Source organism: Deinococcus actinosclerus (assembly GCF_001507665.1).
In the GTDB taxonomy this organism is placed as follows: Bacteria; Deinococcota; Deinococci; order Deinococcales; family Deinococcaceae; genus Deinococcus; species Deinococcus actinosclerus.
This window is the reverse complement of the sequence record NZ_CP013910.1, coordinates 2,086,705-2,112,700: the sequence shown is the minus strand read 5'-3', so window position 1 is coordinate 2,112,700 and position 25,996 is coordinate 2,086,705. Positions and strand designations below refer to the sequence as shown.

The window sequence follows — 25,996 nt, the reverse complement described above, 5'->3', positions numbered from 1 at the left end:
AAATTCACGTTCCGACGCCCGGCTCCCCCGCGAAGCCGGACACCCCTGCCACACCCGCGAGTTCCGCCCACGGCCCCGCGCCGGGAGGTGCCATGCCGCAACTGCACGTGGAGAACGTCACCCTCACCTTCGGCGGCCTGAACGCCCTGACCGACGTGAGCCTCACCGTTCCCGAAGGCGAGATCGTCAGCATCATCGGCCCCAACGGCGCGGGCAAGACCAGCCTCCTGAACTGCGTCAGCGGCTTCTACCACCCCACCCGCGGCCAGATCCGCTTCGGGGAACACGACCTGACGCACGCCGCGCCCAACGTCATCACCGGCTACGGCGTCGCCCGCGCCTTCCAGAACCTCGAACTGTTCCGCGGCCTGAGCGTCACCGAGAACCTGCTGCTCGCCCGCCACACCCACCTGCGCTACGGCCTGCTGAGCAGCCTGCTCTACTACGGCCGCGCCAGCCGCCAGGAAGCCGAGAACCGCGCCTACGTCGAGAGCATCATCGACTTCATGGAACTCGAGGAACACCGCGCCCATCCGGTCGGCACCCTCGCCTACGGTATCCAGAAACGCGTCGAGGTCGCCCGCGCCCTGACCCTCGCGCCGCGCCTGCTGCTCCTCGACGAACCCATGGCCGGCATGAACGTCGAGGAGAAAGAAGACATGGTGCGCTTCATTCTCGACATCAACCGCGAGCACGGCGTCACCGTCGTCCTGATCGAACACGACCTCGGCGTCGTCATGGACATCAGCGACCGTGTGTACGTCCTGGACTTCGGGCAGCTGATCGCCGCCGGCACCCCCGCGCAGGTCAGCGCCGACCCGCGCGTCATCGCCGCGTACACCGGCGCGCAGGAGCTCAGCGCATGACCGACGTCACCAGCCTGACCCTCCCGCAGCTGCTCGCCCGGCGCGCCCACGACACCCCGGACGCCGTCGCGCTGCGCCACAAGCAGCTGGGCATCTGGCAGGAGACGACCTACGCCGCGTACCACGAACGCGCCCGCGAGGTCGCCGCCGGCCTGCACGCCCTGGGCGTCCGGCGCGGCGACAAGGTCGCCATCATTGCCGAGAACATCCCCGCCTGGGCCTACACCGAACTGGGCGCCCAGGCCCTCGGCGCGATCAGCGTCGGCGTGTACCACACCAGCGTCGCCGCCGAGGTCGAGTACGTCCTGACCTACACCGATGCCAGCGTCGTCCTGTGCGAGGACGAGGAACAGGTCGACAAACTCCTGGAACGCCGCGCCGCGCTCGGTCAGGTCCGGCGCGTGATCGTCGAGGACCCGCGCGGCATGAGCAAGCACGCCGGGGACGACTGGATCATGACCTTCGGCGACCTGCTCGCGCTGGGCCGCGCGCAACCCGAGGACCACTACGCCCGCGAGGCCGCCCTGGGCCACCCGGACGACGTGTGCCACTTCAGCCTCACGAGCGGCACCACCGGACAGCCCAAGGCCGCCATGCTCAGCCACCGCAACCTGCTGTTCATGGGCCAGGCCCTCGGACAGGTCGAGGGCTTCCGCGCCGGGCAGGACTACCTGAGCTTCCTGCCGATGGCCTGGATCGGCGAGCAGATGATGACCGTCGGCGTGGCGCTGGCCAACGGCGTCACCGTGAATTTCCCCGAGAGCAGCCACACCGCCATGCACGACCTCGTCGAGATCGGCCCGCACTTCATGTTCGCCCCGCCCCGAATCTGGGAGGGCCTGCAGAGCCAGGTGTTCCTGCGCGTGCAGGAATCCTACCCGCTGAACCGCGCCGCGTACCGCACCCTGCTGCGCTGGAGCACCGACGCCGCCGACGCCAGCCTGCGCGGCAAGCGGCCCACCGGACTGGCCGCCCTGAAACGCTTCGTCGCGTACCACGCGCTGACCCGCCCGCTGCTCGACCAGCTGGGCCTGCTGCGCCTGAAGCACGCCTACACCGGCGGCGCGGCCCTCGGCCCGGACGTGTTCCGCTTCTACCACGGCCTGGGCGTGAACCTGAAACAGATCTACGGACAGACCGAGAACATCGGCATCGCGTACGTGCACCGCGACGGGGACGTCCGCTTCGACACCGTCGGGCTGCCCCTGCCGGGCGGCGAGTGCCGCATCAGCGACACCGGCGAGATCCTCTCGCGCAGCCCCGCCGTGTGCCAGGGCTACTACAAGAAAGCGGACGCCACCGCCGACACCATCCGGGACGGCTGGCTGCACTCCGGCGACGCGGGCCGCCTGACCCCCGAGGGGCACCTCGTGGTCATCGACCGCCTGTCGGACGTCATGCGCGCCGCAGGCGGCGAGACCTTCAGCCCGCAGTACATCGAAAACCGCCTGAAATTCAGCCCGTACATCAAGGAAGCCGTCGTGTTCGGCGACGGGCAGGACGACGTGACCGCCTTCCTGAACGTCGATCCGCTCACGGCCGGGCAGTGGGCCGAACGCCACCGCCTCGCCTACACCACCTACATGGACCTGAGCGGCAAACCCGAGGTGGCCGACCTGATCCGCAAGGAGGTCGCGGGTATCAACGACCTGCTCGAAGAGCACGAACGGGTGCGGCGCTTCGTGCTGCTGTACAAGCTGCTCGACGCGGACGACGACGAACTGACCCGCACCGGCAAGGTCCGCCGCGCGGCCATCCGCGCCAAGTACGCCCCCATCGTGGACGCGCTGTACGACGGCAGCCAGCAGGTGCGCGTCCACGCCACCTTCCGCTACCAGGACGGCCAGGAGCAGCACATGGACACCGACGTGCAGATCCACCGCGCCGACTCCCCCGCCCCGGTGACCGCGCCCCGCGCGCGGCAGGTGACCGCATGAACCTCGACCTGCTCCCGCAACTGCTGCTCGCCGGCGTCGTGATCGGCAGCATCTACGCGCTGGCCGCGCTGGGCTTCGTGCTGATCTACAAGTCCAGCCGCGTCATCAACTTCGCGCACGGGCAGGTGATCGCCACCGGCGCGTTCATCTCCTTCGCCCTCACCCAGTCCGGCATGAACTTCTGGCTGGCGGGCCTGCTCGCCATGCTCGCCACCTTCGCGCTGGGCATGCTGATCGAACGGGTGTTCCTGCGCCGCATGGTGGGCGAACCGATCATCAGCGTCATCATGGTCACCATCGGACTGGCCAGCGTCGTCGACGGCCTGCTGCACCTCACGCCCTACGGCGCGGGCAACTTCAGCTTCACCACGCCCGCCGCGCTGGGCGGCGCCGGGATCGACCTGCTGGGCACGCAGCTGTCCCGCGTGCAGCTCGCCGGGGTGCTCGCCGCGCTGGCGCTGCTGGGCGGGTTCACGTACTTCTTCAACCGCAGCACCATGGGCATCACCATGCGCGCCGTCGCCGACGACCAGATGGCCGCCATGTCCGTCGGGACCAGCGTCGAGCGGGTCTTCGCCCTCGCCTGGGCCTTCGCGGGCCTGACCGCCGCCGCCGCCGGGGTCATCCTGGGCCTCATGAGCGGCCTGACCCTCACCGGACTGGCCGGCATCGGCCTGAAGGTCTTCCCGGTCGTGATCCTCGGGGGGCTGGACAGCGTCCTGGGCGCCATTGTGGGCGGCATCCTGATCGGCGTGCTGGAAAACCTCGCCGCCGGGTACCTCGACGGCCTCGTGCCGGGCGGCGGCACCCGCGACGTCTTCCCGTTCATCGTGCTGCTCATCGTGCTGCTGCTGCGCCCCTACGGTCTGTTCGGCACCAAGGAGATCGAACGTGTGTAACGCGCCCCAGGAGCAGTGCGCCGACGTGCAGCAGGAAAGGGCATTCCTGACGCTTCCATTCTCTGCTGCGCAGCTGTTCCAGCCCGCCCCCCTCAGTGAATTCCACTCGCCCCGCTCGGCCGTGAGCGACAGGCCGTTACGGCAGATGCCCCAGGAGAACCGCTGACATGCCCGCCTCCCGCTTCACGCAGACCGGCAACTACCGCGTGCGGTACACGCAGGACCAGACGATCTTCGCCACCTACGCCGAGCAGCTCAGCCTGCTGCTGCTCATCGCCGTCCTGGCCGTCCTGCCGCTGATCGTGCCCCGCGCGTGGTTCCCGTACCTGACGCAGATCGTGATCTTCAGCGTCGCGGTGATCGGCCTGAACGTCACCACCGGCTACACCGGCCTGATCAACATCGGGCAGGGCGCGTTCATGGGTGTCGGCGCGTACGCCACCGCGCTGGCCGCCACCCGCCTGAACCTCCCGTTCTACCTGGCGATCCCGCTGGGCGGCGTGGCGGGCGCCCTGATCGGCACGCTCGTCGGGCTCCCCAGCCTGCGCCTGAAGTACCTGTATCTGGCGATCGCCACGCTGGCGTTCCAGATCATCTTCGAGTGGGGCGTGGGGCACGCGCCGCTGCTCGAACAGGGCGGCGTGATCAAACCCCCCACCCCGCAGGCGTTCGGCGTGAAGGACTCCTTCCTGAACCACAACGTCTTCTGGTACCTCGTGAGCCTCCCGGTACTGATCAGTGTGGCGCTGCTGTGGCGCAACGTGCTGCGCACCCGCCACGGCCGCGCCATGATCGCCGTGCGCGACAACGACCGCGCCGCCGCCGCCATGGGCATCCACCCGGGTCGCGCCAAACTCACGGCCTTCCTGATCGGCTCGTTCTACGCCGGGGTGGCCGGGGGGCTGTTCATGTACTTCCAGAAGGGCGCCGTGATCGAGGACTACAGCCTGGGCCTGTCCGTGAAACTGCTCGCCATGGCCATCGTGGGCGGCCTGGGCAGCCTGCCCGGCTCGTTTCTGGGCCCGCTGTTCATCGTGGGACTCGACCGGAGCGTGGAACTCCTGAGCCAGAGCGCCCTGCTGGGCCGCGTCACCGCATTCGCCGAGGGCGTGGACGTCGCCTCCGCGCTGCGTCCGTTCTCGTTCGGGATGGCCATCGTGCTGTTCCTGATGTTCGAGCCGCGCGGCCTGGCGAACTGGTGGCGCCTGACCCGCCTGTACTTCAAACGCTGGCCGTTCAAATTCTGACCCCCCCACGCGCCCCCCGCCGGGCCGACCGAAGTTCCGCCCCCGCCCTCAGCCTCGCCCACAGCCCCACGGAGGTTTCACCATGAAACGAGCTGCCGCCCTGTCCGCCCTGCTGACTCTGAGCCTCGCCGCCGCGCAGAAGACCGCCACCATCGGCTGGTCCGGCGCGATCACCGGCCCCACCAGCGACGCGGGCGCCAGCTACGCCGCCGGGGTCGAGGACTACTGCCGCTACGCCGTCAGCCAGAACACCCTGCCCGGCATCAAGCTCAACTGCGTGGTCCGGGACGACCAGTACAACAACGCCAACACCCAGCGGAACTTCGAGGACTACGTCGGGAACATGAACGCCAGCGCCTTCCTGGGCTACTCCACGGGCGGCACCCTGCAACTCAAGAGCACCGTCCAGGAAGTCAAGGTGCCCACCCTGCCCGGCAGTTACCACATCGGGAACGTGGACGGCGCCGACAGCCAGTACATCTTCCTGCCGATCAGCTCGTACTCCGAGCAGCTCGTGAGCCTCGTCGAGTACGTCGCGAAGAAGGACCGCGGCGCAAAGATCGCGCTGGTCGTCAACCCCAGCCCCTTCGGCCGCGCCCCCGTGGACGACGTCCGCAAGGCCGCGCAGCGCCTCGGCGTGCAGATCGTGGACGTACAGGAGGTCGGCGGGAACAACCTCGACAACACTGCCCTGCTCAAACGCTTCGAGTCCGCCGGGGTGAAGTACGTCCTGAACCAGAACACCGCCGGACCGGTCGCGAACATCCTCAAGGACGCCAAACGCCTGAACCTCCTCGGCAAGATGCAGTTCATGGGCGCGCACTATGCGGGCGGCGAGGACCTGACCCGCCTGGCCGGGGACGCCGCGAACAACTTCATCTGGGCGACCAGCTACTACATGTTCGACGAGGCCGACAAACCCGGCATTCAGCTCGTGAAGAAGATCGGCGCGGCGAACAACCGCAAACCCGACACGATCCGCAGCGTGCACTACACCAGCGGCATGCTGGCCGCCAGCATCGCCATCGAGGCGATCCGCCGCAGCAAGGACCCCAGCGCCGCCGGGGTGTACAAGGGCATCACCTCCATGACCGGCAGCCGCGCGTTCAACCCGGGCTTCACGGTCGGGCCCGTCACGTTCAGCGCCAAGGACCACATCGGCGCCGAGAGCCTGCGCCTGCTGCAGGCCGACAGCACCGGGAACTTCAAGGCGATCACCGGCGCGCAGCGCAGCGCGATCTTCCCCCTCGTGCACTCCCTGAAGTGACATGACAGCCACGCACCCCGCCCCGAATCCGCCCGCGCCCGCCCCGCACGGCGACCTGACCGTGAACAACGTCGAGGTCGTGTACCACGACATCGTGCAGGTCCTGCGCGGCGTGTCCCTGACCGTCCGGGCCGGGCAGGTCACCAGCCTGCTCGGCACGAACGGCGCGGGCAAGACCACCACCCTGCGCGCCATCTCGGGCCTGCTCAAGCCCGAGAACGGCCGCATCCGCGAGGGCACCGTCAGCTTCGGCGGGCGGACCCTGAGCAGCCTGGGCGGCACCGAGGTCGTCAAGAGCGGCGTCGTGCAGGTCCCCGAGGGCCGCCGCGTGTTCAAGCACCTGAACGTCGAGGAGAACCTGCGCGCCGGGGCGATCCTCGGCCGGGGCCGCTGGCGCGACGACCTGGAACGCATCTACACGTACTTCCCGAAGCTGCGCACGCTGCGCCACCGGCAGGCGGGCTACACGTCCGGCGGGGAGCAGCAGATGCTCGCCATCGGCCGCGCCCTGATGGCCCACCCGCGCGTGCTGCTGCTGGACGAACCCAGCCTGGGTCTCGCCCCGATGCTCGTCGCGGAGATCTTCGAGAACGTCCGCCGCATCAACCGGGAGGAAGGCCTGAGCGTCCTGGTCGTCGAGCAGAACGCCACCGTCGCCCTGGCCCACAGCGACTACGGGTACGTCATGGAGGGCGGCCGGATCGTCATGGAAGGCGAGAGCGCCTGGCTGTCCGGCAACCCGGACGTCAAGGAGTTCTACCTGGGCGTCACCGAACACGGCCAGCGCAAGAGTTTCCGTGACGTCAAGAGCTACAAGCGCCGCAAACGCTGGATGTGACCCGGATTCCGTGTGTTTCGTCGGCAGCCCGGTGAAGGTCCGGGTTGCCACCCCTACGCTCTGAACCCGCGCTGCTCCTCGCATCCGCTCGGGTTGACAGGTTCTGCACACCTTTCAACCGGAGTCCGTGTGACCCGCCCAAGATCACGCCCCATCCCGGAGGTGCCCCGCGCATGACCGTCACCCTGCCCGCCCCCGCCCCGCCCCACGCGCCGGACCTCCTGTCGCGCCTGCGCGGTCTGCCGCTGTACCGCGCGCTGCCCGACCCGACCGGGACCCCCTGGGCGGACGTGCCCTTCCTGACCCGCGAGGACCTGACCGGGGCGTTCACGCGTGGCGAGCTGCGCCACCCGGCCGCCACGCGCGCGTACCTCACCCCGCACCCTGGCGGACACTGGCTGCCCGAGTACGCCACACCCGCCGACCTGCTCGGGCACGCGCGGGCGGGCGCGCGGGCCCTGGCCCTCGCCGGCGTGACGGGAGGCGTGACCGCGCAGGTCGCGTTCGGCTTCCACCGGTTCGCGGGCGGCTGGCTGTTCCAGGGACCGCTGGAGGAACTCGGCGCGTGCGTGATTCCATTCGGGCCCGGCGAGACCGACGCGCAACTGGACACCATCCGCCGCCTGCAGGTGGGCGTGCTGGCCTGCGCGCCGTCCTTCGCGCAGCGGCTGGGCGAGGCCGGCGCGCGCGTGCCGCTGCTGCTCGCCAGCGGGGAACCGCTGAGCAGCGTCGCCGGGCGGCGTGAGCGGGTGCAGGCCGCCCTGAGCGGCGACGGCGTCACCTGCCGCGCGGCCGACGTGTACGCCAGCAGCGAGGCGGGCCTGATGGCCGCCGAGACCACCGATCCCGCGCTGGGCCTGCGCGTGCTGGACGACTGGGTGTTCCTGGAGGTGATCGACCCGGAGACCGGCGCGGCCCTCCCGGACGGCGAGCGGGGTGAACTGGTCGTCACGCACCTGACACGCGAGGCGATGCCGCTGCTGCGCTTCCGCACGGGCGACCTGACCCGCCTGGACCGGCGCGCGGACGGCACGTTCCTGCCCGGCGGGGTGTTCGGGAACGTGAGCGGCATGCTGAAGGTCAAGGGCGTGAAACTCTACCCGCGCGAGGTGGCGTTCTGGCTGGCCGGGCACGGCCTGGATCACGCGCGGCACACGCTGCGCGTCTGGTCGCCGGGCGGCGCGGACCGCGTGGGCGTCACCGCTGCCCCGCTGCCCGGCACGAGTGCCCCCGACCTGGAGGCGCTGCGCGTGGACTTCCAGCGGCGGTTTGCCTTCCGCCTGGACGACCTGACCGTAGACGCCACGCACGAGGGGCAGGGCGTGCGGGACGAGCGGCACTGAACAGCACGTCACACGGGATGACAGTGACTCGTGTCCAGGGTGATCGTGTTGCGTTGCCCACTCCCCCCTGGGGCGGGGGAGGAGCGGAGCGGCCGAAGGGTGAGGAGATCACCGGGCGACTCCGAATGACGTGGAGTCACTCGCAACGCCGGTCAGGGGCGACCTGCGGCTGTCCGTGCAGGTCGCCCGCCTGTCGTGGATGGAGTCAGTCGGCGGCGAGCTCCGCCGTGTTCCGTTCCGGGACGCCGTCGCGGACGCTCGGGTGAATCCCGAAGTCCTGCGCGATCAGGCGAGCGGTCATCTTGGCGCTCATCATGACGCTGGGCGTGCCGCCGCCGGGCTGCGCGCCCGCGCCGACCATGTAGAGGTTGCGGACGTCCTCACTGCGGTTGTGCGGGCGGAAGTACGCGCTCTGCGCCAGGAGCGGCTCGGGCCCGAAGGCGTTCCCGAGGTAACTGTCGAGGGTTCCCTCGAAGTAGTCGGGCGTGATGAACTCGCTGTGGGTCAGCCGGGCGCGCAGGTTCGGGATGTACCCGCGTTCCTCCAGGAAGTCGTACACCCGCTCGACCAGTTTGGGCCCCTCCACGTTCCAGTCGAGGCCGCTGGCGTTGTGCGGAACGGGTACCAGCGTGTACGCGGCGTGGTGGCCCTCGGGGGCCAGGGTGGGGTCGGTCAGGGTGGGGACGTGCAGGTACTGGCTGAAGTCGCGGCCCAGCACTTTCTTCCCGAAGATCTCGGTGAGCAGTTCCTCGTAGCGCGGGCCCAGGATGATGTTGTGGTGGCGCAGGTTCAGCGCCGGGCCTTCCTGGCGGAAGCCGAAGTAGATCACCAGCAGGCTCATGCTCTGGCGCGCAGCCTTCACGCGCACGTCGCTGTTCACGAGCCGCGCGGCGGCGGGCACGCGCTTGAGGTACGTGTTCGCCCAGTCGCCGTTGCTGACCACGATGTCCGCGTGCAGCTCCTCACCGCTCTCCAGGCGCAGGCCGCGCGCCACGCGCTTCCCGCCGGGGCGGCGCACCGGGCGGCCCCGGTCGTCGGTGACCAGGATCTCCTGCACGCCCGCGTTCAGGCGCAGCGTGCCGCCCAGTTCCTCGAACTTGCGCGCGAAGGCGTCCACGAGCGCGCCGGTGCCGCCCATCGCGTAGTGGATGCCCCAGGTCTTCTCCACGAAGTGGATCATCGCGTAGATCGCCGGGACGCTCAGGGGGTTCCCGCCGACGAGCAGCGTCTCGAACGAGAACACCTGCCGCATCTTCGGGTTAGAGAAGTACTTGCTCGTGAACGAGAACAGCGTGCGGACCGCGTCCAGGCGCATCAGGTCCGGCACGACCCGCAGCATGGTCGGCATGTCCCCGAAGTGCGTGTAGCCCAGCTCCAGGAAGCCGCGCTCGAAGATCGCCTGCGCGTCCGCGTGGAAGCGCTCGTAGCCCGCGAGGTCCTCCGGGGCCAGGTCCGCGATCTGGCGGCGGGTGCTGACCGGGTCGCCGTCGTAGTCGAAGAACGTGCCGTCATCGAAGTAGATGCGGTAGAACGGCAGGATCGGCACGAGTTTCACGTAGTCGCGGGTGCGTTCGCCGCCGCTTTCGCCCTCGCGCACGCGGGCGTCCGGGGCGAGCACCTGCGCGGGGTAGTCGGCCTCGCCCAGCATTCCTTTATCGCGTTCCAGGGCGAACAGTTCCTCGATGAAGTGCGGCACGGTGATCACGGTGGGGCCCATGTCGAACACGTACCCGTCGGCGGTGCGCTTCTGGTACGCGCGCCCGCCCGGCTGGTCCAGGCGTTCGACGATGGTCGTGTCGAAGCCCAGCGATTGCAGGCGGATGCCCAGCGACAGGCCCCCGATCCCGGCCCCGACGATCAGGGCGGTCTTGCGGCGTGCGGCAGCGGGCGTGGTGGTGCGGTCAGGGGTCATTCGTGGCAACCTCCCGCCGCCCCAGTGCTGCGGGCGGCGCGGGATGAGAGGGCTGGATTCAGGTCAGCGGCGCGGGCGCGGTGCGCAGTTCCCACCACGCCTGCGGCAGCATCATCAGCTTGCGCGGGCCGCTCACGTGCGCGCGGCGGCCGAAGTTGTCGAAGTCGTTCCGGGCGAGGTCGTCCAGGATGCCCTCGTAGGCTCGGGCGGCGGTCGCTACGGCCAAGCGGGCGCTGCCGTGCAGGCAGGGGATCCCCTGGCGGCCCTCGGCGTACCACTCGCGCGCCAGGGCACTCAGGTGCCGCATCAGCGCGCGGTACTCGGGCGTCACCACGCCGCGTTCCAGATCGGCGCGGCTCACGCGGAACTCGGCCAGCAGCTCTGAGGGAAGGTACACCCGGCGGCGCGTGAGGTCCTCGCCCACGTCCCGCAGGATGTTGGTGAGCTGCATGGCCTGCCCCAGCATCAGCGCGGCGTGCAGGGTGCGCTCGCCGCCGCTGTACCCGCTGACGGGCGCGATCATGAATCCCACCACGCCCGCCACCCGGCGGCAGTACAGGATCAGGTCGGCCATGGAGTGGTACTCGTGCCCGCTCAGGTCCATGCGCAGGCCCTCGTGCAGTTCCGCGAACGCGGAGAGCGGGATGGGGTACTCGCGCGCCGCCCAGGCCAGCGCCATGTCGATCGGGTGGTCGCCGGGACGGCCGGCGAACGCGCCCTGCACGCGCGTCCACCACTGGTCCAGGCCCAGCTGCGCGGCGTGGCCGCTCAGTTCGTCCACGGTGTCGTCCCCGTCGCGGCAGGCCGCGTAGACGGCCCACACGGCGCGGCGCTGCGCCGCCGGGAAGAAGCGTGACCCCAGGTAGAAGGTCTTGCTGTGCTCCCGCGTCACGTCCTGACAGTGCGCCACGGCCCGGTCGAGTCCGGGGGGGGATGCGGAGGTGAAGGTCAGGTCAGTCACGTTGGGTTCCTTTGCAGGGAGTGTACGGGGGGCCGGGCGCGTAAACGTCACGCATTGTTACAGAGTGCCCCCGGGGGCCGCCGCGCGCCGCTCGAACCGGTCGAACTGCGCCGCGCCCACGCCCAGGCCGTCGGTGCGCTCGCAGCCGGGCAGCCCCCGCGCCACCCAGGCCGGGTCGGGGAAGGTCAGGCCGCCCAGCGCCGGGCGCGACAGCAGCTCCTGTACGGGCCCGGCGGTGCGGCGCAGGTACATCAGCCACAGCTGCCCGCCGGGCCGTAGCAGCCGCTCCAGTTCGCCCAGCAGCCGCGCCGGGTCGTGCGTCTCGTTCAGGGTGGCGCCCACCGTGATCCCGTCGAAGCTGGCGTCCGGCAGGCCACTGGCCTCCACGTTCAGGTTCGCCCAGGTGATCGCGGGATCCGGCTCACGCCGCGCGGCGACCGCCAGCATCGCCGGGCTCAGGTCGGCGGCCGTGACCTGCGCGCCCGCGCGGGCCAGCACGCCCGCGTAGAAGCCCGCGCTGGTGCCCACGTCCAGCCAGCGCTGCCCGGTGGCGGGGCGGCACAGCGCGGTGAACAGCGCGGCCTCGCGCTCCAGCGTGAAGCCGCGCGCGCCGAGCAGCCCCAGGGACCGCTCGCGCCACCACGCGTAGCCCCACGCCGTCAGGGGCAGGAGGTTGCTGCGCTGGGCGGCGCTCAGGGCCGGCGCGGAATGTGCGTCCGGATTCAGGTTTTCTTTCGCCTGCGCGGCAGAGGGCACGAGGTTCATTATGCTGGGGGCACTTCACGCCCCCCGTTCATGAAACGTGAGGGCTTCACCCGGAGGAAGCATGGAAGAACGCAAGAGTATGGGAGGCGCCCTGGTCGACGTATTCGACGCGGGCGTGACCCTCGTCAAATCGGAGATCACGGCCGTCGCCCGCAAGGCCGGTCAGATCGCCAAGGCCAAGGGCATCGGCGCGGTGCTGCTGCTCGCCGCCACCGGGCCCCTCATCCTGGGTTTGATCTTCATCATCCTGGCCGTGTTCTACGGCCTGATGCGCCTGGGCCTGGGCGCCTGGGCGGCCGCGCTGATCATCGCCATCGTCAGCTTCATCGTGACCGCCGCCCTGATCGTCATGGGGATCAAGAAACTCGGCGCGGACGTTCAGATGGACGAACCCCGCCACCGGAGGGACAGCATGGACGACACGGAGTACACCCCTACCCAGCCCGTCAGCCCCAGCAGCGGCGCCAGTAGTGGCCGCGGTGCCCCCGCCCCCACCGGCAGCAACGCCGCGCGGGACTCCCACAACGACAGCGGCCCCAAGGTCGAGCTGCGCCGCGACGCGCAGGAACACGCCGCCGGTGAGAACCGCGTCCTGAGCGAAGCCGACGGCGTGGCCGTCGTCCGCACCGAGGAAGGCCCCCAGACCGTCCCCGTGTACGAGAGCAAACCCGGCGGGGAAGCCGCCAACTACGGCAGCGGCCTGAACAAGAAGATCAGCGGCCACCACGACCACGACCCCAACCTCCAGGAACCCAGGGTGCTCAAGGACGCCCCCGGCATCAGCGTCAGCACCACCCCCACCTTCCGCGAGGACATGCAGAAAGGCGGCAAGTGACATGGCCGAGTACCTCACGGAACGCGAGGAAGCCCGCCAGCGCCTCCAGCAGAGCGTGGACGCCCTGACGCAGCAGGCCAGCCTGCACGTCCAGATGCAGAAAGACCCCCTGAAGATGCTGGGCGGCGCCTCCGCCGTCGGCGCGCTGATGGGGATCGTGGTGGGCCGGCAGTTCCGCCGCAGCCGCAAGATCTACGTGGACGCTGAGAGCCCCGCCAAGCACCAGAAGGCGCTGATCAAGGCCCAGAAAACCCAGAAGGGCGGGGGTGGCGTGGGCGGCGCGCTCGTCGCGACCCTCGGCACCCTGGCCGTCAAGACCCTGATGGACAAGGTCATCACGCCCCGCCTGGAGACCCTCGCCGACGGCCTGCTCGACAAGGCCGGCCATCCCCGCGACCGCGCCGATCAGCCCGCGCAGCGGGGCCCCGGCGGACAGGTCAGCCCGAGTGTCAGCAGCGGCGTGGGGGCCTTCACCCGCACGACCCCCGCCGCCAGCGCCCAGAGCTACACCCAGCAGGCCCCGGCCGAGGGCAGCGCCGCCCCCGCCCCCACGGCCAGCGCGCCGGTCAGCACCGTGAAGGCCGCCGCCGAGGGCAGCCCCATCGCCCCGGACGACCTGAGCAACCCCAACCGGCGCTGAACCACGCGGCGAGCGGCGGCCCCGTTATCAGGGGCCGCCGCTGTCATGACCCCGGCGGGCGGTGGACGGGATGCAGGAGGCCGAAGGGAGAGGCTCTCCGCGCTGCCCCTCTCCGCCTGTCCGGACGGGACGCCCCCTGCGCGTTCAGGCGGAGGCGGGCCGGGCGTGCACCTGCGCGACCTGGATCGCCAGGCCACAGATCCACGCGCGGGCGGGCAGATCCGAGCGGAACCAGCAGTCCCGCTCCTGCACCACGCGGCTCAATACCTGATACGTGAACTCCTCCGGATCGGGCAGGGCGTGCCGCCGTGCCAGGGCAAAGAGCAGCGGCGCGGCGGCCGGCACCAGCAGCGGCACCTCGATCGTCGAAAGGCGCAGGCAGGCGTCCAGGGGGCAGCGGCTCATCTGTTCACAGTGTGTCGGTCTGCCCCGACTGTTGGACGTGAAGTGAATTCAGTTGACCATCATCGAACATTCAGCCGCGCTTCATATCGCCGCGCGGGCCTCTGGACGACCCCGTGGCCGCCGGCCGAACGGTGTCGGTCCACTCACTCCTGCCGCCACCAACCTGCCATCCATGCCCCGGAGGACCCCCGGTTCAGATCAGGAACTGGCCGTTCTCCTGCACCACCTCGCCGTCGAGGCTCAGGCGGCCCCCGCGGCGCAGGTCCGTGATCAGGTCCCAGTGCACGGCGCTGGCGTTCACGCCGCCCGTCTCCGGGTAGCTCTTGCCGATGGCGAGATGCACGGTCCCGCCGATCTTCTCGTCGAACAGGATGTTCCCGGTCGGCACCTGGATGCCGCCGTTCGTGCCGATGCCCAGTTCGCCCAGGCGCCGCGCCCCGGGATCGGTGTCCAGCGCGGCGTGCAGCGCGGCCTCGCCCTCGTCGGCGCTGGCGTTCACGACCAGCCCCCCCCGGAATTCCAGGCGGGCGCCGCGCACCATCACGCCCTGGTACTCGGCGGGCACCGTGAAGGTCACGACGCCCTCGGCGCTGTCCTCGTGCGGCCCGGTGAAGACCTCGCCGCTGGGCATGTTGCGCTTGCCGTCACTGTTCGCCCAGGTGCGGCCCCCCACGCGCAGGGTCAGGTCCGTGCCGGGCGCCTCGATCCGCACGACGTCCGCGCGGGTCAGGCGCTCGATGATGCGGGCCTGCGTCGCGCGGACCTCGCCCCAGGCGGCCACCGGGTCGGCGCGCTCGAGGAACATGGCGCGCATCACGAAATCTCCGAACTGCGCCTCGCTCATGCCTGCCTGCGCCGCCGCGTACGCGGTGGGGTACAGCGTGAGGCTCCATTTCCTGCGCGCGCGGGCCGACGCGACCGGCGCGTTCGCCGCGAGCAGCCGCGCCCGGCGCGAGGCGTCCACGCTCCGGGGCTCGGCGGGCGTCAGGACGCGCAGGCTGCCGTCCAGCGCCTCCACGTCCGACAGGTCCGCCGGGTGGATGGCGTCCAGCACCGCGTCACTGGCCAGCTCCGCGAAGTCCTCCTGCTGCCCCGGGTAGTCCACGCGCACCACAGGCCGCGCGCCGCGCGTGAGCAGCGCCCGCGTCACCGCCCGGATCAGCGGCGTCGCCGCCTGCCCCCCGGCGACGAGCAGGCGCTCGCCCGGCGCGGCCGACAGGCAGTAGTCGGCCAGCAGGGCCGCGTGAAGGTCCGGGTCATACGCGATCAGGTGGGTGTGCATGCCCGCGAGGCTACCGTATCCGCCGGTTCAGGACGTGCGGCGCCCCGGCACGGTCCGGACGGTGGCCGCGCCGTCTGGACGCCGGTCCAGGGCAGGAGCCGGGCCGGGTTCCGCGCCGCGCAGGCGGCCGGAGCGGACCACGCCCGCCAGCAGCAGCAGTCCCAGCACGCTCAGCGTGACCAGCAGCAGCCGGATCGCGCCGGACGTACCGGACCCCAGCAGCGGCAACTTCACCTGCGGGGCCAGCACGCGGTCCACCAGCGGACCCGACAGGGCGGCGGCCAGGGGCAGCGTGGACATGCCCAGCATGCGCCGCAGCGCGAACACCGTGCCCTGAATCTCCTGGGGCGTCTGCTGTAGCCAGATCGCCTGATTGGCCGTGCCGAACGCCGTGATGCCCAGCGCGATCAGGGCCGCGCAGGCTGCCCACACGCCGGGCGCACCGCTCAGGCCGGTGCCCAGCACGCCCAGCAGGACCAGCGTCCACCCCGCCACGAACACCGGCGTCTGCCGTGACCAGCCGCGCCACACGCTGAGCAGCGCGCCGCCCAGCAGGGCCGCCCCGCCGCCCGCCATGGACACCTGCGCCAGCCGGCCCTGCCCGCCCGTCCCCAGCGACAGGACGAGCGGGGTGAGCAGCGCGGCGTACACGCCCTGTACGAAGTACCCACCGGTCAGCACCAGCTGCAGCGTGAGCAGTGAGGGCCGCGCGGCCAGGAAGCGCAGACTGCGCCGCAGCGTGTCCCGCAGGCCCACTGGTGCGGCGCGGGGCGTGTCGGTCCCAGCGTGGGCGGGCAGGCGCAGCAGCAGGACGCTTCCCAGCGCGATGACGCTTCCCAGGACGTCCAGCGCCACCACGCCGCCCAGACCCACGCGCGGGTACAGCAGCGCCCCCAATGGCGCGGCCAGCACGCCACTGGCCGACAGGGCCAGCATCTGCACGCCGCTGCCCCGCGTGTACTCGTCGGGCCGCAGGAGCGCGCGGGCCGCTGCGGACGCCGCGGGCCAGTGAAAGGCCGTGAATACCGATTCGGTCGCCAGCAGCGCGTACAGCAGCGCGGGCGTGAGCTGCCCCGCGTGCAGCAGACCCAGCGTGAGCAGGGCCAGCAGCAGCCGCGCACCGTCCCCGAGGGCCAGGACGCGGCGCAGCTGCGCGTGCCAGCGGTCCACCAGCGCCCCAACCCACGGCGCCGCCAGGAACGCCGGGAGGGTCGTGGCCAGCGTGACCAGACTGCTCGCCGTGACCGAGTGTGTCTGGTCCCACAGCCACACCGCCTGCGCGAACGCCGTCAGGCCCAGGCCCAGCGAGCCCACGCCCTGACCGGCCCACAGCAGCGCGTACGCCCGCAGGCCCCGAAGATGACGAGGAGTGGTCATACGGCACCGTAGGCGCCCCTCTTGTTCCACCACCACCCGTCCTGTGAACTAGAGCCATGCCGCCCCACCGCATCACGACCGCCGCGGCCGCCGCCCTCCTGACGCAGGTGGACACCGCGCAGCTCCTCAAGCCCTTCATGCGCTCCGAGCAGACCGTCGCCGCCGCCGCACGCGAACTGGGCGTACCGTTCAAGCGCCTGCACCATGCCGTGGGGCGCTTCGTGGCTGCCGGCCTGCTGACCGTCACCGGCCAGCGCGCCCGGCGCGGGCGCCCCATGACCACCTACCGCGCCGTCAGCGACACCTTCGAGGTGGACGTGGCCGCCCTTTCCCTGGCCGACCGGGAACGCACCTTCGGGGACGGCTACTGGAACCGCCGCGTGCTGGACCGCATGGCCCGCGCCGCGCACGACGTGCAGGTCATTCACGTTCACCTGAACGACCAGGGCGGCCTCGTCATCCAGCACGGCCCTGAATCCCAGCCCGCCGCGCCCGGCGCCCTGTGGCAGCTGCGGACCGCCACCCTGCGCCTCACGCCGCAGGAGGCCCGCGACCTGCAACGCGACCTGGAAGCGGTGATCGCCACGTACAGCGGCCGGGAGGAGGGCCAGCGCGTGGGGCTGCGCGTGGACCTGCTGGACCTGAATTGACCGGCCCGCCGCACGGTCTGGGCAGGGTCCGGCGCGCTTCAGGCGCGGTGCGGTATCCTCGCCGGATATGACGGTGCCTGCCCCAGCCGCGCTCGACCCCCTGAACACCGCAGTCCTGACCATCACCTGCCCCGACCGGGGCGGGATCGTCGCGGCGGTCTCGCAGTTCCTGCACAACCACGGCGCGAATATCCTGCACAGCGACCAGCACAGCACCGACCCGGCGGGCGGCACGTTCTTCATGCGCATGGAATTCCACCTCGCGGGCCTGGATCTCGCCCGGGACCAGTTCGAGCGGGCCTTCGCGACCGTGGTCGCCGCGCCGTTCGGCATGGAGTGGCGCGTCTCGTACACCACGCAGCCCAAACGCATGGCGCTGCTCGTCAGCCGCTACGACCACTGCTTCCTGGACCTGCTGTGGCGCAAGCGGCGGGGCGAACTGAACATCGAGATCCCGCTGATCATCAGCAACCACGACGACCTGCGCCGCGACGCGGAGATGTTCGGCATTCCCTTCCACGTCGTGCCCGTCACGAAGGACACCAAGGCCGAGGCGGAAGCCGAGCAGGTCCGCCTGATGCACGAGGCGGGCGCGGACTTCGCCGTGCTGGCCCGCTACATGCAGATCCTCAGCGGGGACTTCCTGCGGGCCTTCGGGCGGCCCGTCATCAACATCCACCACTCGTTCCTGCCGGCGTTCGTGGGCGCCAACCCCTACCGCGCGGCGTTCAACCGGGGCGTGAAACTCATCGGCGCGACCAGCCATTACGTCACCGAGGAACTCGACGCCGGGCCGATCATCGCGCAGGACGTCATTCCGGTCACGCACCGCGAGACGCCCGACAGTCTGATGCGCATCGGGCGCGACGTGGAGCGGCAGGTGCTGGCCCGCGCCGTGAAGGCGCACGTGGAAGACCGCGTGCTCGTGTACGGGAACAAGACCGTCGTGTTCTGAGCGGAGGCGCTGAGCTTATAGACTATGGGCTCTGAGCGGTGAGGCACACCGGCAGTCAAGGATCCTCCTGCTCATAGCCCACAGCTCACGGCCCGGAGCTCCCTGTCCCTTGAGCTTACCGATCGGTCAGGTTAGGCTGACGGGCATGGCGACCCTGTACCTCGTGCTCCTGACCCTCCACAACCTCAACCGCTGGCTGATCCTCATTGCGGGCATCTGGGCCCTGACCCGCACTGTGCCCGGCGCGTCCGGTGGGCGGACCTTCACGCCCGCCGACCGCCGCCCGGTCGTGATGTTCATGGGCAGCCTGCACCTGCAGGTCGTGCTGGGCCTGCTGCTGTTCGCGTTCATGGGCATGCAGAACATCCCCGTGTTCGCGGGTGCGCCGCGCACCAGCTTCCAGTGGGAGCACCTGGGCCTGGGGATCATCGCCGCCGTGTTCGGCACCCTGGCCAGCGTGCAGGCCCGCAAGGCCGCCACCGACCAGGGCAAGTTCCGCGCCGCGACCCTCTGGACGGCGCTGAGCCTCGTGACCATCCTGCTCGCCATTCCCTGGTGGCGGCCCCTGCTGCGTTTCTTCACGCAGTAACCCGTAGCAGAGGAGGGCCCGTGCGTACCGGGCCCTCCTCTGCTGCCGCAGCTGTCGGTCAGCGGCCGGGTTCGATGATGACCTTGCCGGTCGTCCGGCGGTTGAGCAGGTCCTCGAAGGCCTGCACGCTCTGATCCAGGGCGTAGGTGGGGCCCACCTGTGGGATGACCTTTCCGCTGCCGACCAGCTCGGCCAGGGCGCGCGCGGCCTCGGCGGTGGCGGGCGCGTCGCTCATGAGGCTGGTCAGCCACAGGCCCGTGACCGTCAGGTTGCGTTTCATGAGTTCCACGGGGCGCAGGTTCGCCTGCTCGCGGCTGGCGTTGCCGATCACGATAATCCGGCCGCGGCTGGCGGCCATGTCGAGGCTCTCCTGGAAGCGCTTGCCGCCCACGACCTCCAGGATCAGGGGCACACCTTTGCCGCCCGCCGCGTCGCGGACCTTCTTCACGCGGTCCGGGTCGTCCTGGAGGATCGTGACGTCCGCGCCCAGGGTGCGGGCGATCTCCAGTTTCTCGTCGGTGCTGGCCAGCGCGATGACGTTCATGCCGAGCGCCTTGGCGAGCTGGATGCTGGCGGTGCCCAGCGCCCCGGCGGCGGCCTGCACGAGCACCCACTCGCCCGCCTCGCCGCGCCCGAGGGTTTTCAGGCCGTGGTACGCGGTGAAGTACGACACGGGGAACGCGGCGGCCTGCGCGCCACTCAGGGTCTGCGGGACGGGGATCAGCCCGGCGGCGGGCACGGTGGCGTACTCGGCCATGGCGCCGCTGCCGCCCAGCGCGGCGACCCGCGTGCCGACCTGCACGCCCTGGACACCTTCACCCAGGGCGTCCACGATCCCGGCGAATTCCATGCCGGGCGTGTACGGCACGCGCGTGCGGGTGAGGTACTCCCCGGCGACGGCCAGCGCGTCGGCGAAGTTGATGCCGACCGCCTCGACCCGCACGCGGACCTCGCCGGGGGCGGGGGAGGGGACGGGCGTGTCCTGGAGCTGCATGACGTCGGGCGGGCCGAGGCGTTCCACGCGGATGGCGCGCATGCTGGCCTGCGGGGTGGCGGCAGTCTGGGAGTCGGTCATGCCCGGCAGCATACCCCGCCCCCGCGCGGAAGTGAACGTCAACGTACACTCTGAACGTGAACGTGTTTGACCACCCCGGCCTTTCGTGGAAAGCTGGGGCCGCAGACCCGCACCCCCAACCCAACCGCCCCGCAGGAGGCCCCGCATGAGCACCGAGAACATCGTCGCGCAGTCCCGCCAGGACGACGTCCTGATCCTGACCATCCAGAACCCGCCCGTGAACGCCTTCAGCCCCGGCGTCCCGGAGGGCCTCAAGGCCGGACTGGACGCCGCCGCCGCAGATGACAGCGTCAAGGCCGTCGTGATCATCGGCGGGGGGCGCACCTTCGTGGCCGGGGCGGACATCAAGACCTTCAACCTGCCCCGCGAGCAGGCGCCGGACCTGCGCGGCACCATCGACAAACTGGATGCCTTTCCCAAACCCACCGTCGCCGCCATCCACGGCACCGCGCTGGGCGGCGGGCTGGAACTCGCCATGGGCTGCACGTACCGCGTGGCGACCCCCGACGCGCAACTGGGCCTGCCCGAGGTGAAACTGGGCGTCCTGCCCGGCGCGGGCGGCACCCAGCGCCTTCCCCGCGTGGTCGGCGCCCAGAAGGCCCTGGAGATGATGCTCAGCGGCGAGCCCATCAAGGCGACCGAGGGGCAGGAGGTCGGGCTGATCGACCGCCTGATCGACGGGGACCTCCTGAGCGGCGCAGTCGCCTTCGCCCGTGAGGTCGCCGACGCCCGGCCCCTCCCGCGCATCAGCGAGCGGAGCGTTGAGGGCGCCAGCCCCGAGGTCTTCGCCGCCGCCCGCCAGGGCATCAAGAAATCCCACCGGGGGCAGCTGTCCCCGGAACTCATCATCGACCTCGCCGAGATGGCCGCCACCACCCCCTTCCAGGACGGCTGGACCGCCGAGGCCACGAAGTTCATGCAGGCGAAGGACTCCCCGCAGTCCCGCGCGCTGCGGCACGTCTTCTTCGCCGAGCGCGAGGCCGCAAAGATCCCCGGCCTGGGCAAGGACACGCCCACGCTGGACATCCGCCGCGCCGGGATCATCGGGGCGGGCACCATGGGCGGCGGCATCGCCATGAACTTCCTGAACGCCGGTATTCCCGTGACCATCGTGGAGACCACCCAGGAGGCGCTCGACCGGGGCCTGGGCGTCATCCGCCGCAACTACGAGAACACCGCCAAGAAGGGCCGCATGAGCCAGGGCGACGTCGAGACCCGCATGGGCCTGCTGACGCCCAGCCTCGATATGGGCAGCCTCGCGGACGCCGACATCATCATCGAGGCGGTGTTCGAGAACATGGACGTGAAGAAGGACATCTTCACGCGGCTCGACGCCATCGCCAAGCCCGGCGCGATCCTCGCCACGAACACCAGCACCCTGGACGTGAACGAGATCGCCGCCGTCACCAGCCGCCCCGAGAGCGTCATCGGCCTGCACTTCTTCAGCCCCGCCAACGTCATGAAACTGCTGGAGATCGTCCGCGCCGACAAGACCAGCGACACGGTCCTGGCGACCAGCATGGCCCTGGCCCGCAGGATCAGGAAAGTCGGCGTGGTCGTCGGCGTGTGCGACGGCTTCGTCGGCAACCGCATGGTGCACCGCTACGGCGAGGAAGCCCGCCAGCTCGTCGAGGAAGGTGCCCGCCCCGAGGACGTGGACGCCGCCATGAACGCCCTGGGCCTCCCCATGGGGCCCTTCCAGATGAGCGACATGGCCGGTCTGGACATCGGTCACGCCATCCGCGTGCACCGCGCGAAGGTCAGCGGCGAACCCGAGCCGGACGGCTGGCTTGACCGGATCGTGAAGACCGGCCGCAAGGGCCAGAAGACGGGCGGCGGCATCTACGACTACGACGAGACCCGCACACCCCGCCCGAACGCGGACGTGCAGGCCCTGATCGACACGTACCGCACCGAGAAGGGCGTCACGCCCCGCGACATCAGCACCGAGGAACTTACCAAACGTCTCGCGTACACCCTGGTGAACGAGGGCGCGCAGATCCTCGACGAGGGCATCGCCGCGCGCGCCGGGGACATCGACGTGATCTACCTGTACGGCTACGGCTTCCCCGCCTACCGCGGCGGCCCCATGCAGTACGCCGACGAGATGGGCCTGCAGGGCGTCGTGGCGGACCTCGAACGCTACGGCCAGACGCCCGCACCCCTCCTGAAGCGGCTCGCGGACGAGGGCGGTAGCTTCGCCGGGCTGGACGCCAGCCGGGGCCGCTGAGCCCAGGGCCATGAATGTCCCCCCGTCCCTGACCCACGCGCTTCTCCCGGCCGGTACCGACCTGGGCGGGCTGGGCGCGCGGGTCGCCCGGCACGCCGGAGTGGGGCTCAGCCTGCGCCCCGGCGACCGGGCCAGGGAGGTCGCCTTCGGCGCCCTGTGCCCCGGCGCGGTCCTGTTCGACCCGCAGTCCGCCGAGCGGATCCCATGACGGTGCGGTCCCGCGCGGCGGTCGGCGGTGGCGTGTGAGTGGCGGCCCGCACTACCATGACCGGATGATGCTGGACCCGGTTCAATCTGACTCGACCACCACCCCCACGCGGCTGCGCGTGGCGGTCCTGACCGACGCGCCGCGCGTGGCGGGCAGTGAACTGTGGCTGCTGGACGTCCTGCCGCGCCTCCGGCCGGACGGCATCCAGGCGACGGTCTTCCTGCGCGTGGAGGAGAAGCTCGATGGACTGGCCGAACGCTTCGAGGAGGGTGGCGTGACCGTGCAGCGCTACGACGACCTGCGGACCCTGCCGGAGCTGAGCCGGGACTTCGACCTGCGGATCGTGCAGGGCTGGACGCCGGGCACGTACCGCACGCTGCTCCCGGCGCTGCGCTCGCCGCGGATAGTGATCAGTCACGATCAACTCGACTTCCACTACCTGCAGCCGCTGCGGCTGACGTACCGCGAGACGTACCCCTGGACGAAGGCCGCGCCGTTCCGGCAGGCCGACCGGCTGGTCACGGTGTCCGAGTGGGCGGGCGCGTTCATGCGGCGCGACATGCGCCTGCCGGACGTGCAGGTCGTCACGAACGGCGTGAAGGTGGACCGCTTCCGCCCGGCCACCCCGGAGGACCGCGCGGCGCTGCGAGCCGAGTTCGGCTTCACGCGCTTCACGGTGCTCGTTCCGGGCCGCTTCGCCCCCGAGAAGAACCAGTGGGCGAGTGTCCGGGCGGCCCGGCACGCCCCGGAGCTGGACTTCGTGTTCGTCGGGGACATGGATTCCAGCGTGGGCACGCTGGTACAGGGCTACGCGGCGCGGCTGGGATTGCGGAACGTGCGGTTCCTGGGTCGGCGCTGGGACATGCCGGAGCTGTACCGCGCGGCGGACGCGCTGCTGCAACCCACGCTGGCGGAGAACCAGTCGCTGGTGACGCTGGAGGCGATGGCGTCCGGCCTCCCGGTCGTGACCACGGACATTCCGGCGCAGGCGGAACTGGTGCAGGACGGCGTGACGGGCCTGACGGTGCCGGCGCAGCCGGACGTGCTGGCCCGCGCCCTGCGCGCCCTCGCGGCGCACCCCGAGCGCACGCAGGAATTCGGGCGGGCCGCCCGCGACTTCGTGCTGAGCCGGCACACGCTGGAGCACACCGTCGCCAAGGTGCGGGACGTGCTGCTGACCCCCCCGGTGGCGCATGCCTGACCCGCTGCGGCTGGCCGTCCTGACCGACGCGCCGCGCGTGGCGGGCAGTGAACTGTGGCTGCTGTACATCCTGCCGCGCCTCCTGCCGGGCGGCGTGCAGCCCACCGTGTTCCTGCGGGTGGGGGAGAGCCTGGACCGGCTGGCCGCGCAGTTCAGGGAGGCCGGGATTCCGGTGCAGCGCTTCACCGACCTGACGGCGCTGCCGGAGCTGACCCGCGAGTTCGACCTGCGCCTCTTGCAGGCCTGGGACCCTGGCACGTACCTGCGGCTGCTGCCGGGGCTGGCCGCGCCCACGCTGGTCGTGTCGCACGACCAGCTGGACTACCACTACGCGCCGCCGCTGCGGGCGCTGTACCGCGAGACGTACCGCCGCACGAAGGCGATCCCGCTGCGCCGCGCCGGGCACCTGCTGACCGTGTCGCGCTGGGGGGCCGACTTCCTGCGCGGCCCGATGGGCCTGCGGGACACGACCTTCGTCACGAACGGCGTGGACCCCGGGCAGTTCCGTCCCGCACCGCCAGAGGCGCGCGCCACCCTGCGCGAATCGCTGGGCTTCACACGCTTCACCGTCCTGATCCCGGGTCGCTTCACGCCGGAGAAGAACCAGTGGGCGAGTGTCCGGGCGGCCCGGCACGCCCCGGAGCTGGACTTCGTGTTCGTCGGGGACATGGATTCCAGCGTGGGCACGCTGGTGCAGGGCTACGCGGCGCGGCTGGGATTGCGGAACGTGCGGTTCCTGGGTCGGCGCTGGGACATGCCGGAGCTGTACCGCGCGGCGGACGCGCTGCTGCAACCCACGCTGGCGGAGAACCAGTCGCTGGTGACGCTGGAGGCGATGGCGTCCGGCCTCCCGGTCGTGACCACGGACATTCCGGCGCAGGCGGAACTGGTGCAGGACGGCGTGACGGGCCTGACGGTGCCGGCGCAGCCGGACGTGCTGGCCCGCGCCCTGCGGGCCCTCGCGGCGCACCCCGGGCGCACGGCTGCGTTCGGGCGGGCCGCGCGGCAGTTCGTTCTCGACCACCACACCACCGATCACACCGCCGCGCTCGTCCTGACCCAACTGCGGCGCCTCGTCCCCCACCCCTCACCTGCGGCGCACGCCGCGAAGGAGCACCCCCATGCCTGAAGCTGTCATCGTCTCCACTGCCCGCACCCCCATCGGCAAGGCCTACCGCGGCTTCCTGAACGACACGCACGGCAGCGACCTGGGCGCGCACGCCGTCACGCACGCCATTGCCCGCGCGGGCGTGGACCCCGCCGAGATCGAGGACGTCATCATGGGCGCCGGGAACCCCGAGGGCGCCACCGGCAGCAACATCGCCCGGCAGATCGCGCTGCGCGCTGGCCTGCCCGTGGGCGTGGCGGGGCAGACCGTGAACCGCTTCTGCTCCAGCGGCCTGCAGACCATCGCCACCGCCGCGAACAGCGTCATGGCCGGCCAGGGCGACGTGTACGTCGCGGGTGGCCTGGAGAGCATCACGCTGACGCAGAACGAGCACGCGAACAAGTACCGTCTGCGCGGCGAGTGGCTCATGGAACACAAGCCCGCCATCTACATGCCCATGCTGGAAACCGCCGAGATCGTCGCAAAGCGCTACGGCATCACGCGCGAGCAGCAGGACGAGTACGCGTACCACTCGCAGATGCGCACCGCCCGCGCCCAGCAGGCCGGCCTGTTCGAGCACGAGATCGTCCCCATGACCGCTGCGATGAAGGTGCAGGACAAGGCCACCGGCGAGATCAGCGACCAGACCGTCACCCGCACCCTGGACGAGGGCAACCGCGCCGACACCACCCTGGAAGGCCTGGGCAAGCTGAAGCCCGTGTTCGAGGGCGGCGTGATCACCGCCGGGAACGCCAGCCAGCTCAGCGACGGCGCGGCCGCCGTGGTCGTCATGAACGCCGACGTGGCGCGCGAGCGCGGCCTCGCCCCGCTGGGCCTGTTCAAGGGCTTCGCCATCGCCGGGTGCGAACCCGACGAGATGGGCATCGGCCCGGTGTTCGCCGTGCCCAAGCTCCTCAAGCGCCACGGGCTGAGCGTGGACGACATCGACCTGTGGGAACTGAACGAGGCGTTCGCCGTGCAGGCCCTGTACTGCCGCGACCACCTCGGCATCGATCCGGAGAAGTACAACGTGAACGGCGGCTCCATCAGCATCGGGCACCCCTACGGCATGAGCGGGGCGCGCTTGACCGGGCACGCCCTGCTGGAAGGCAAACGCCGCGGCGCGAAGCACGTCGTCGTGACCATGTGCATCGGCGGCGGCATGGGCGCGGCCGGTCTGTTCGAAGTGCTGTGACGGCGTTCAGGGCCGCGCCCTGAACCGGGTGGAACGAGAAGACACGAGAGGCGGTGGTGGGAAGTGGAGGGGGCAGGAGTGCCGTTCTCCCGTGACCGGAACCGGACACCATCGCCAGGGAAGGAGGAAGTGGGCCGTGGGTGTTGATCCTGCGGCCCGCTCTTTGCCTCAGATCATCAGGGCTGTCGGCTCGTCACAATCACTTAACATC

At 70.8% G+C, this 25,996-nt stretch carries 24 protein-coding genes; 17 read left to right on the top strand and 7 right to left on the bottom strand.

Features of this window, described 5'->3' with window-relative positions; all coding sequences use genetic code 11:
* The first annotated feature begins 92 nt into the window (after positions 1 to 92).
* The 7 genes from AUC44_RS10215 to AUC44_RS10185 all read left to right on the top strand — a co-directional run bounded on the left by AUC44_RS10215 (position 93) and on the right by AUC44_RS10185 (position 8,397).
* Entirely contained in the window at positions 93 to 866 is a 774-nt protein-coding gene (locus AUC44_RS10215) for an ABC transporter ATP-binding protein (protein WP_062158535.1), read from the top strand.
* The gene (locus AUC44_RS10210; RefSeq protein WP_062158534.1) at positions 863 to 2,803 is read left to right on the top strand and encodes an AMP-binding protein; all 1,941 of its coding nucleotides are present in this window, start codon (positions 863 to 865) and stop codon (positions 2,801 to 2,803) included. The genes AUC44_RS10215 and AUC44_RS10210 overlap by 4 nt, the downstream gene beginning before the upstream one ends.
* A complete protein-coding gene (locus tag AUC44_RS10205; RefSeq protein WP_062158533.1) occupies positions 2,800 to 3,702 on the top strand; it encodes a branched-chain amino acid ABC transporter permease in 903 nt (300 codons plus the stop codon). The genes AUC44_RS10210 and AUC44_RS10205 overlap by 4 nt, the downstream gene beginning before the upstream one ends.
* Positions 3,703 to 3,869: 167 nt before the next feature.
* Positions 3,870 to 4,949 carry a branched-chain amino acid ABC transporter permease gene (locus AUC44_RS10200; protein ID WP_062158532.1) on the top strand — a complete coding sequence of 360 codons (1,080 nt, stop codon included), beginning with the start codon at positions 3,870 to 3,872 and terminating at the stop codon, positions 4,947 to 4,949.
* Between the two features lie 82 nt (positions 4,950 to 5,031).
* A complete protein-coding gene (locus tag AUC44_RS10195) occupies positions 5,032 to 6,216 on the top strand; it encodes an ABC transporter substrate-binding protein (RefSeq protein WP_062158531.1) in 1,185 nt (394 codons plus the stop codon).
* Position 6,217: 1 nt separating this feature from the next.
* Positions 6,218 to 7,054 carry an ABC transporter ATP-binding protein gene (locus AUC44_RS10190; protein ID WP_062158530.1) on the top strand — a complete coding sequence of 279 codons (837 nt, stop codon included), beginning with the start codon at positions 6,218 to 6,220 and terminating at the stop codon, positions 7,052 to 7,054.
* Between the two features lie 173 nt (positions 7,055 to 7,227).
* The gene (locus AUC44_RS10185) at positions 7,228 to 8,397 is read left to right on the top strand and encodes a phenylacetate--CoA ligase family protein (protein ID WP_062158529.1); all 1,170 of its coding nucleotides are present in this window, start codon (positions 7,228 to 7,230) and stop codon (positions 8,395 to 8,397) included.
* Between the two features lie 205 nt (positions 8,398 to 8,602).
* Here the strand turns inward: AUC44_RS10185 and crtI are convergent, their stop codons facing one another.
* The 3 genes from crtI to AUC44_RS10170 all read right to left on the bottom strand — a co-directional run bounded on the left by crtI (position 8,603) and on the right by AUC44_RS10170 (position 12,035).
* A complete protein-coding gene (crtI, locus tag AUC44_RS10180) occupies positions 8,603 to 10,309 on the bottom strand; it encodes a phytoene desaturase family protein (RefSeq protein WP_062158528.1) in 1,707 nt (568 codons plus the stop codon).
* 58 nt (positions 10,310 to 10,367) lie between these two features.
* Positions 10,368 to 11,261 (bottom strand): phytoene/squalene synthase family protein, encoded by an 894-nt coding sequence (locus tag AUC44_RS10175; protein ID WP_062159786.1) that lies wholly within the window; start codon positions 11,259 to 11,261, stop codon positions 10,368 to 10,370.
* A 66-nt stretch (positions 11,262 to 11,327) separates the two neighbouring features.
* Entirely contained in the window at positions 11,328 to 12,035 is a 708-nt protein-coding gene (locus tag AUC44_RS10170; RefSeq protein ID WP_062158527.1) for a class I SAM-dependent methyltransferase, read from the bottom strand.
* A 61-nt stretch (positions 12,036 to 12,096) separates the two neighbouring features.
* Here AUC44_RS10170 and AUC44_RS10165 point away from each other — a divergent pair, with 61 nt between their 5' ends.
* Both AUC44_RS10165 and AUC44_RS10160 read left to right on the top strand, forming a co-directional pair.
* The gene (locus AUC44_RS10165; RefSeq protein WP_062158526.1) at positions 12,097 to 12,870 is read left to right on the top strand and encodes a phage holin family protein; all 774 of its coding nucleotides are present in this window, start codon (positions 12,097 to 12,099) and stop codon (positions 12,868 to 12,870) included.
* A gap of 1 nt (position 12,871) precedes the next feature.
* Complete coding sequence (locus tag AUC44_RS10160) at positions 12,872 to 13,510, top strand: hypothetical protein (RefSeq protein WP_062158525.1); 639 nt, start codon at positions 12,872 to 12,874, stop codon at positions 13,508 to 13,510.
* Positions 13,511 to 13,654: 144 nt separating this feature from the next.
* Here the strand turns inward: AUC44_RS10160 and AUC44_RS10155 are convergent, their stop codons facing one another.
* From AUC44_RS10155 to AUC44_RS10145, 3 genes are all read right to left on the bottom strand, one after another.
* Positions 13,655 to 13,915 carry a hypothetical protein gene (locus AUC44_RS10155; RefSeq protein ID WP_062158524.1) on the bottom strand — a complete coding sequence of 87 codons (261 nt, stop codon included), beginning with the start codon at positions 13,913 to 13,915 and terminating at the stop codon, positions 13,655 to 13,657.
* A gap of 193 nt (positions 13,916 to 14,108) precedes the next feature.
* Positions 14,109 to 15,197, bottom strand: a complete 1,089-nt coding sequence (locus tag AUC44_RS10150; protein ID WP_062158523.1) for an aminopeptidase — start codon at positions 15,195 to 15,197, stop codon at positions 14,109 to 14,111.
* Positions 15,198 to 15,224: 27 nt separating this feature from the next.
* On the bottom strand, positions 15,225 to 16,574 hold the full coding sequence (locus AUC44_RS10145; protein ID WP_062158522.1) for an MFS transporter: 1,350 nt from the start codon (positions 16,572 to 16,574) through the stop codon (positions 15,225 to 15,227).
* 56 nt (positions 16,575 to 16,630) lie between these two features.
* On the opposite strand from AUC44_RS10145, the gene AUC44_RS10140 reads away from it, so the two are divergent.
* The 3 genes from AUC44_RS10140 (at position 16,631) to AUC44_RS10130 (ending at position 18,768) form a co-directional block, all read left to right on the top strand.
* Positions 16,631 to 17,224 (top strand): leucine zipper domain-containing protein, encoded by a 594-nt coding sequence (locus AUC44_RS10140; protein ID WP_062158521.1) that lies wholly within the window; start codon positions 16,631 to 16,633, stop codon positions 17,222 to 17,224.
* A gap of 67 nt (positions 17,225 to 17,291) precedes the next feature.
* Entirely contained in the window at positions 17,292 to 18,179 is an 888-nt protein-coding gene (gene purU, locus AUC44_RS10135) for a formyltetrahydrofolate deformylase (protein ID WP_062158520.1), read from the top strand.
* Between the two features lie 145 nt (positions 18,180 to 18,324).
* The gene (locus tag AUC44_RS10130) at positions 18,325 to 18,768 is read left to right on the top strand and encodes a hypothetical protein (protein ID WP_062158519.1); all 444 of its coding nucleotides are present in this window, start codon (positions 18,325 to 18,327) and stop codon (positions 18,766 to 18,768) included.
* A gap of 58 nt (positions 18,769 to 18,826) precedes the next feature.
* Here AUC44_RS10130 and AUC44_RS10125 read toward each other — a convergent pair whose 3' ends face one another.
* Positions 18,827 to 19,843 (bottom strand): NADPH:quinone oxidoreductase family protein, encoded by a 1,017-nt coding sequence (locus AUC44_RS10125; RefSeq protein ID WP_062158518.1) that lies wholly within the window; start codon positions 19,841 to 19,843, stop codon positions 18,827 to 18,829.
* 145 nt (positions 19,844 to 19,988) lie between these two features.
* Between AUC44_RS10125 and AUC44_RS10120 the strand changes: the two genes are divergently transcribed.
* The 5 genes from AUC44_RS10120 (at position 19,989) to AUC44_RS10100 (ending at position 25,785) form a co-directional block, all read left to right on the top strand.
* On the top strand, positions 19,989 to 22,073 hold the full coding sequence (locus AUC44_RS10120) for a 3-hydroxyacyl-CoA dehydrogenase NAD-binding domain-containing protein (protein WP_062158517.1): 2,085 nt from the start codon (positions 19,989 to 19,991) through the stop codon (positions 22,071 to 22,073).
* A gap of 10 nt (positions 22,074 to 22,083) precedes the next feature.
* Positions 22,084 to 22,281, top strand: coding sequence for a hypothetical protein (locus AUC44_RS10115; protein ID WP_062158516.1), 198 nt, complete (start codon positions 22,084 to 22,086; stop codon positions 22,279 to 22,281).
* Positions 22,282 to 22,345: 64 nt separating this feature from the next.
* Complete coding sequence (locus AUC44_RS10110; protein WP_231724412.1) at positions 22,346 to 23,482, top strand: glycosyltransferase family 4 protein; 1,137 nt, start codon at positions 22,346 to 22,348, stop codon at positions 23,480 to 23,482.
* The gene (locus AUC44_RS10105; protein ID WP_062158515.1) at positions 23,475 to 24,611 is read left to right on the top strand and encodes a glycosyltransferase family 4 protein; all 1,137 of its coding nucleotides are present in this window, start codon (positions 23,475 to 23,477) and stop codon (positions 24,609 to 24,611) included. Before AUC44_RS10110 ends, AUC44_RS10105 begins: the two co-directional genes overlap by 8 nt.
* Positions 24,604 to 25,785 (top strand): acetyl-CoA C-acyltransferase, encoded by a 1,182-nt coding sequence (locus AUC44_RS10100; protein ID WP_062158514.1) that lies wholly within the window; start codon positions 24,604 to 24,606, stop codon positions 25,783 to 25,785. The genes AUC44_RS10105 and AUC44_RS10100 overlap by 8 nt, the downstream gene beginning before the upstream one ends.
* The last annotated feature ends 211 nt before the right edge of the window (positions 25,786 to 25,996 follow it).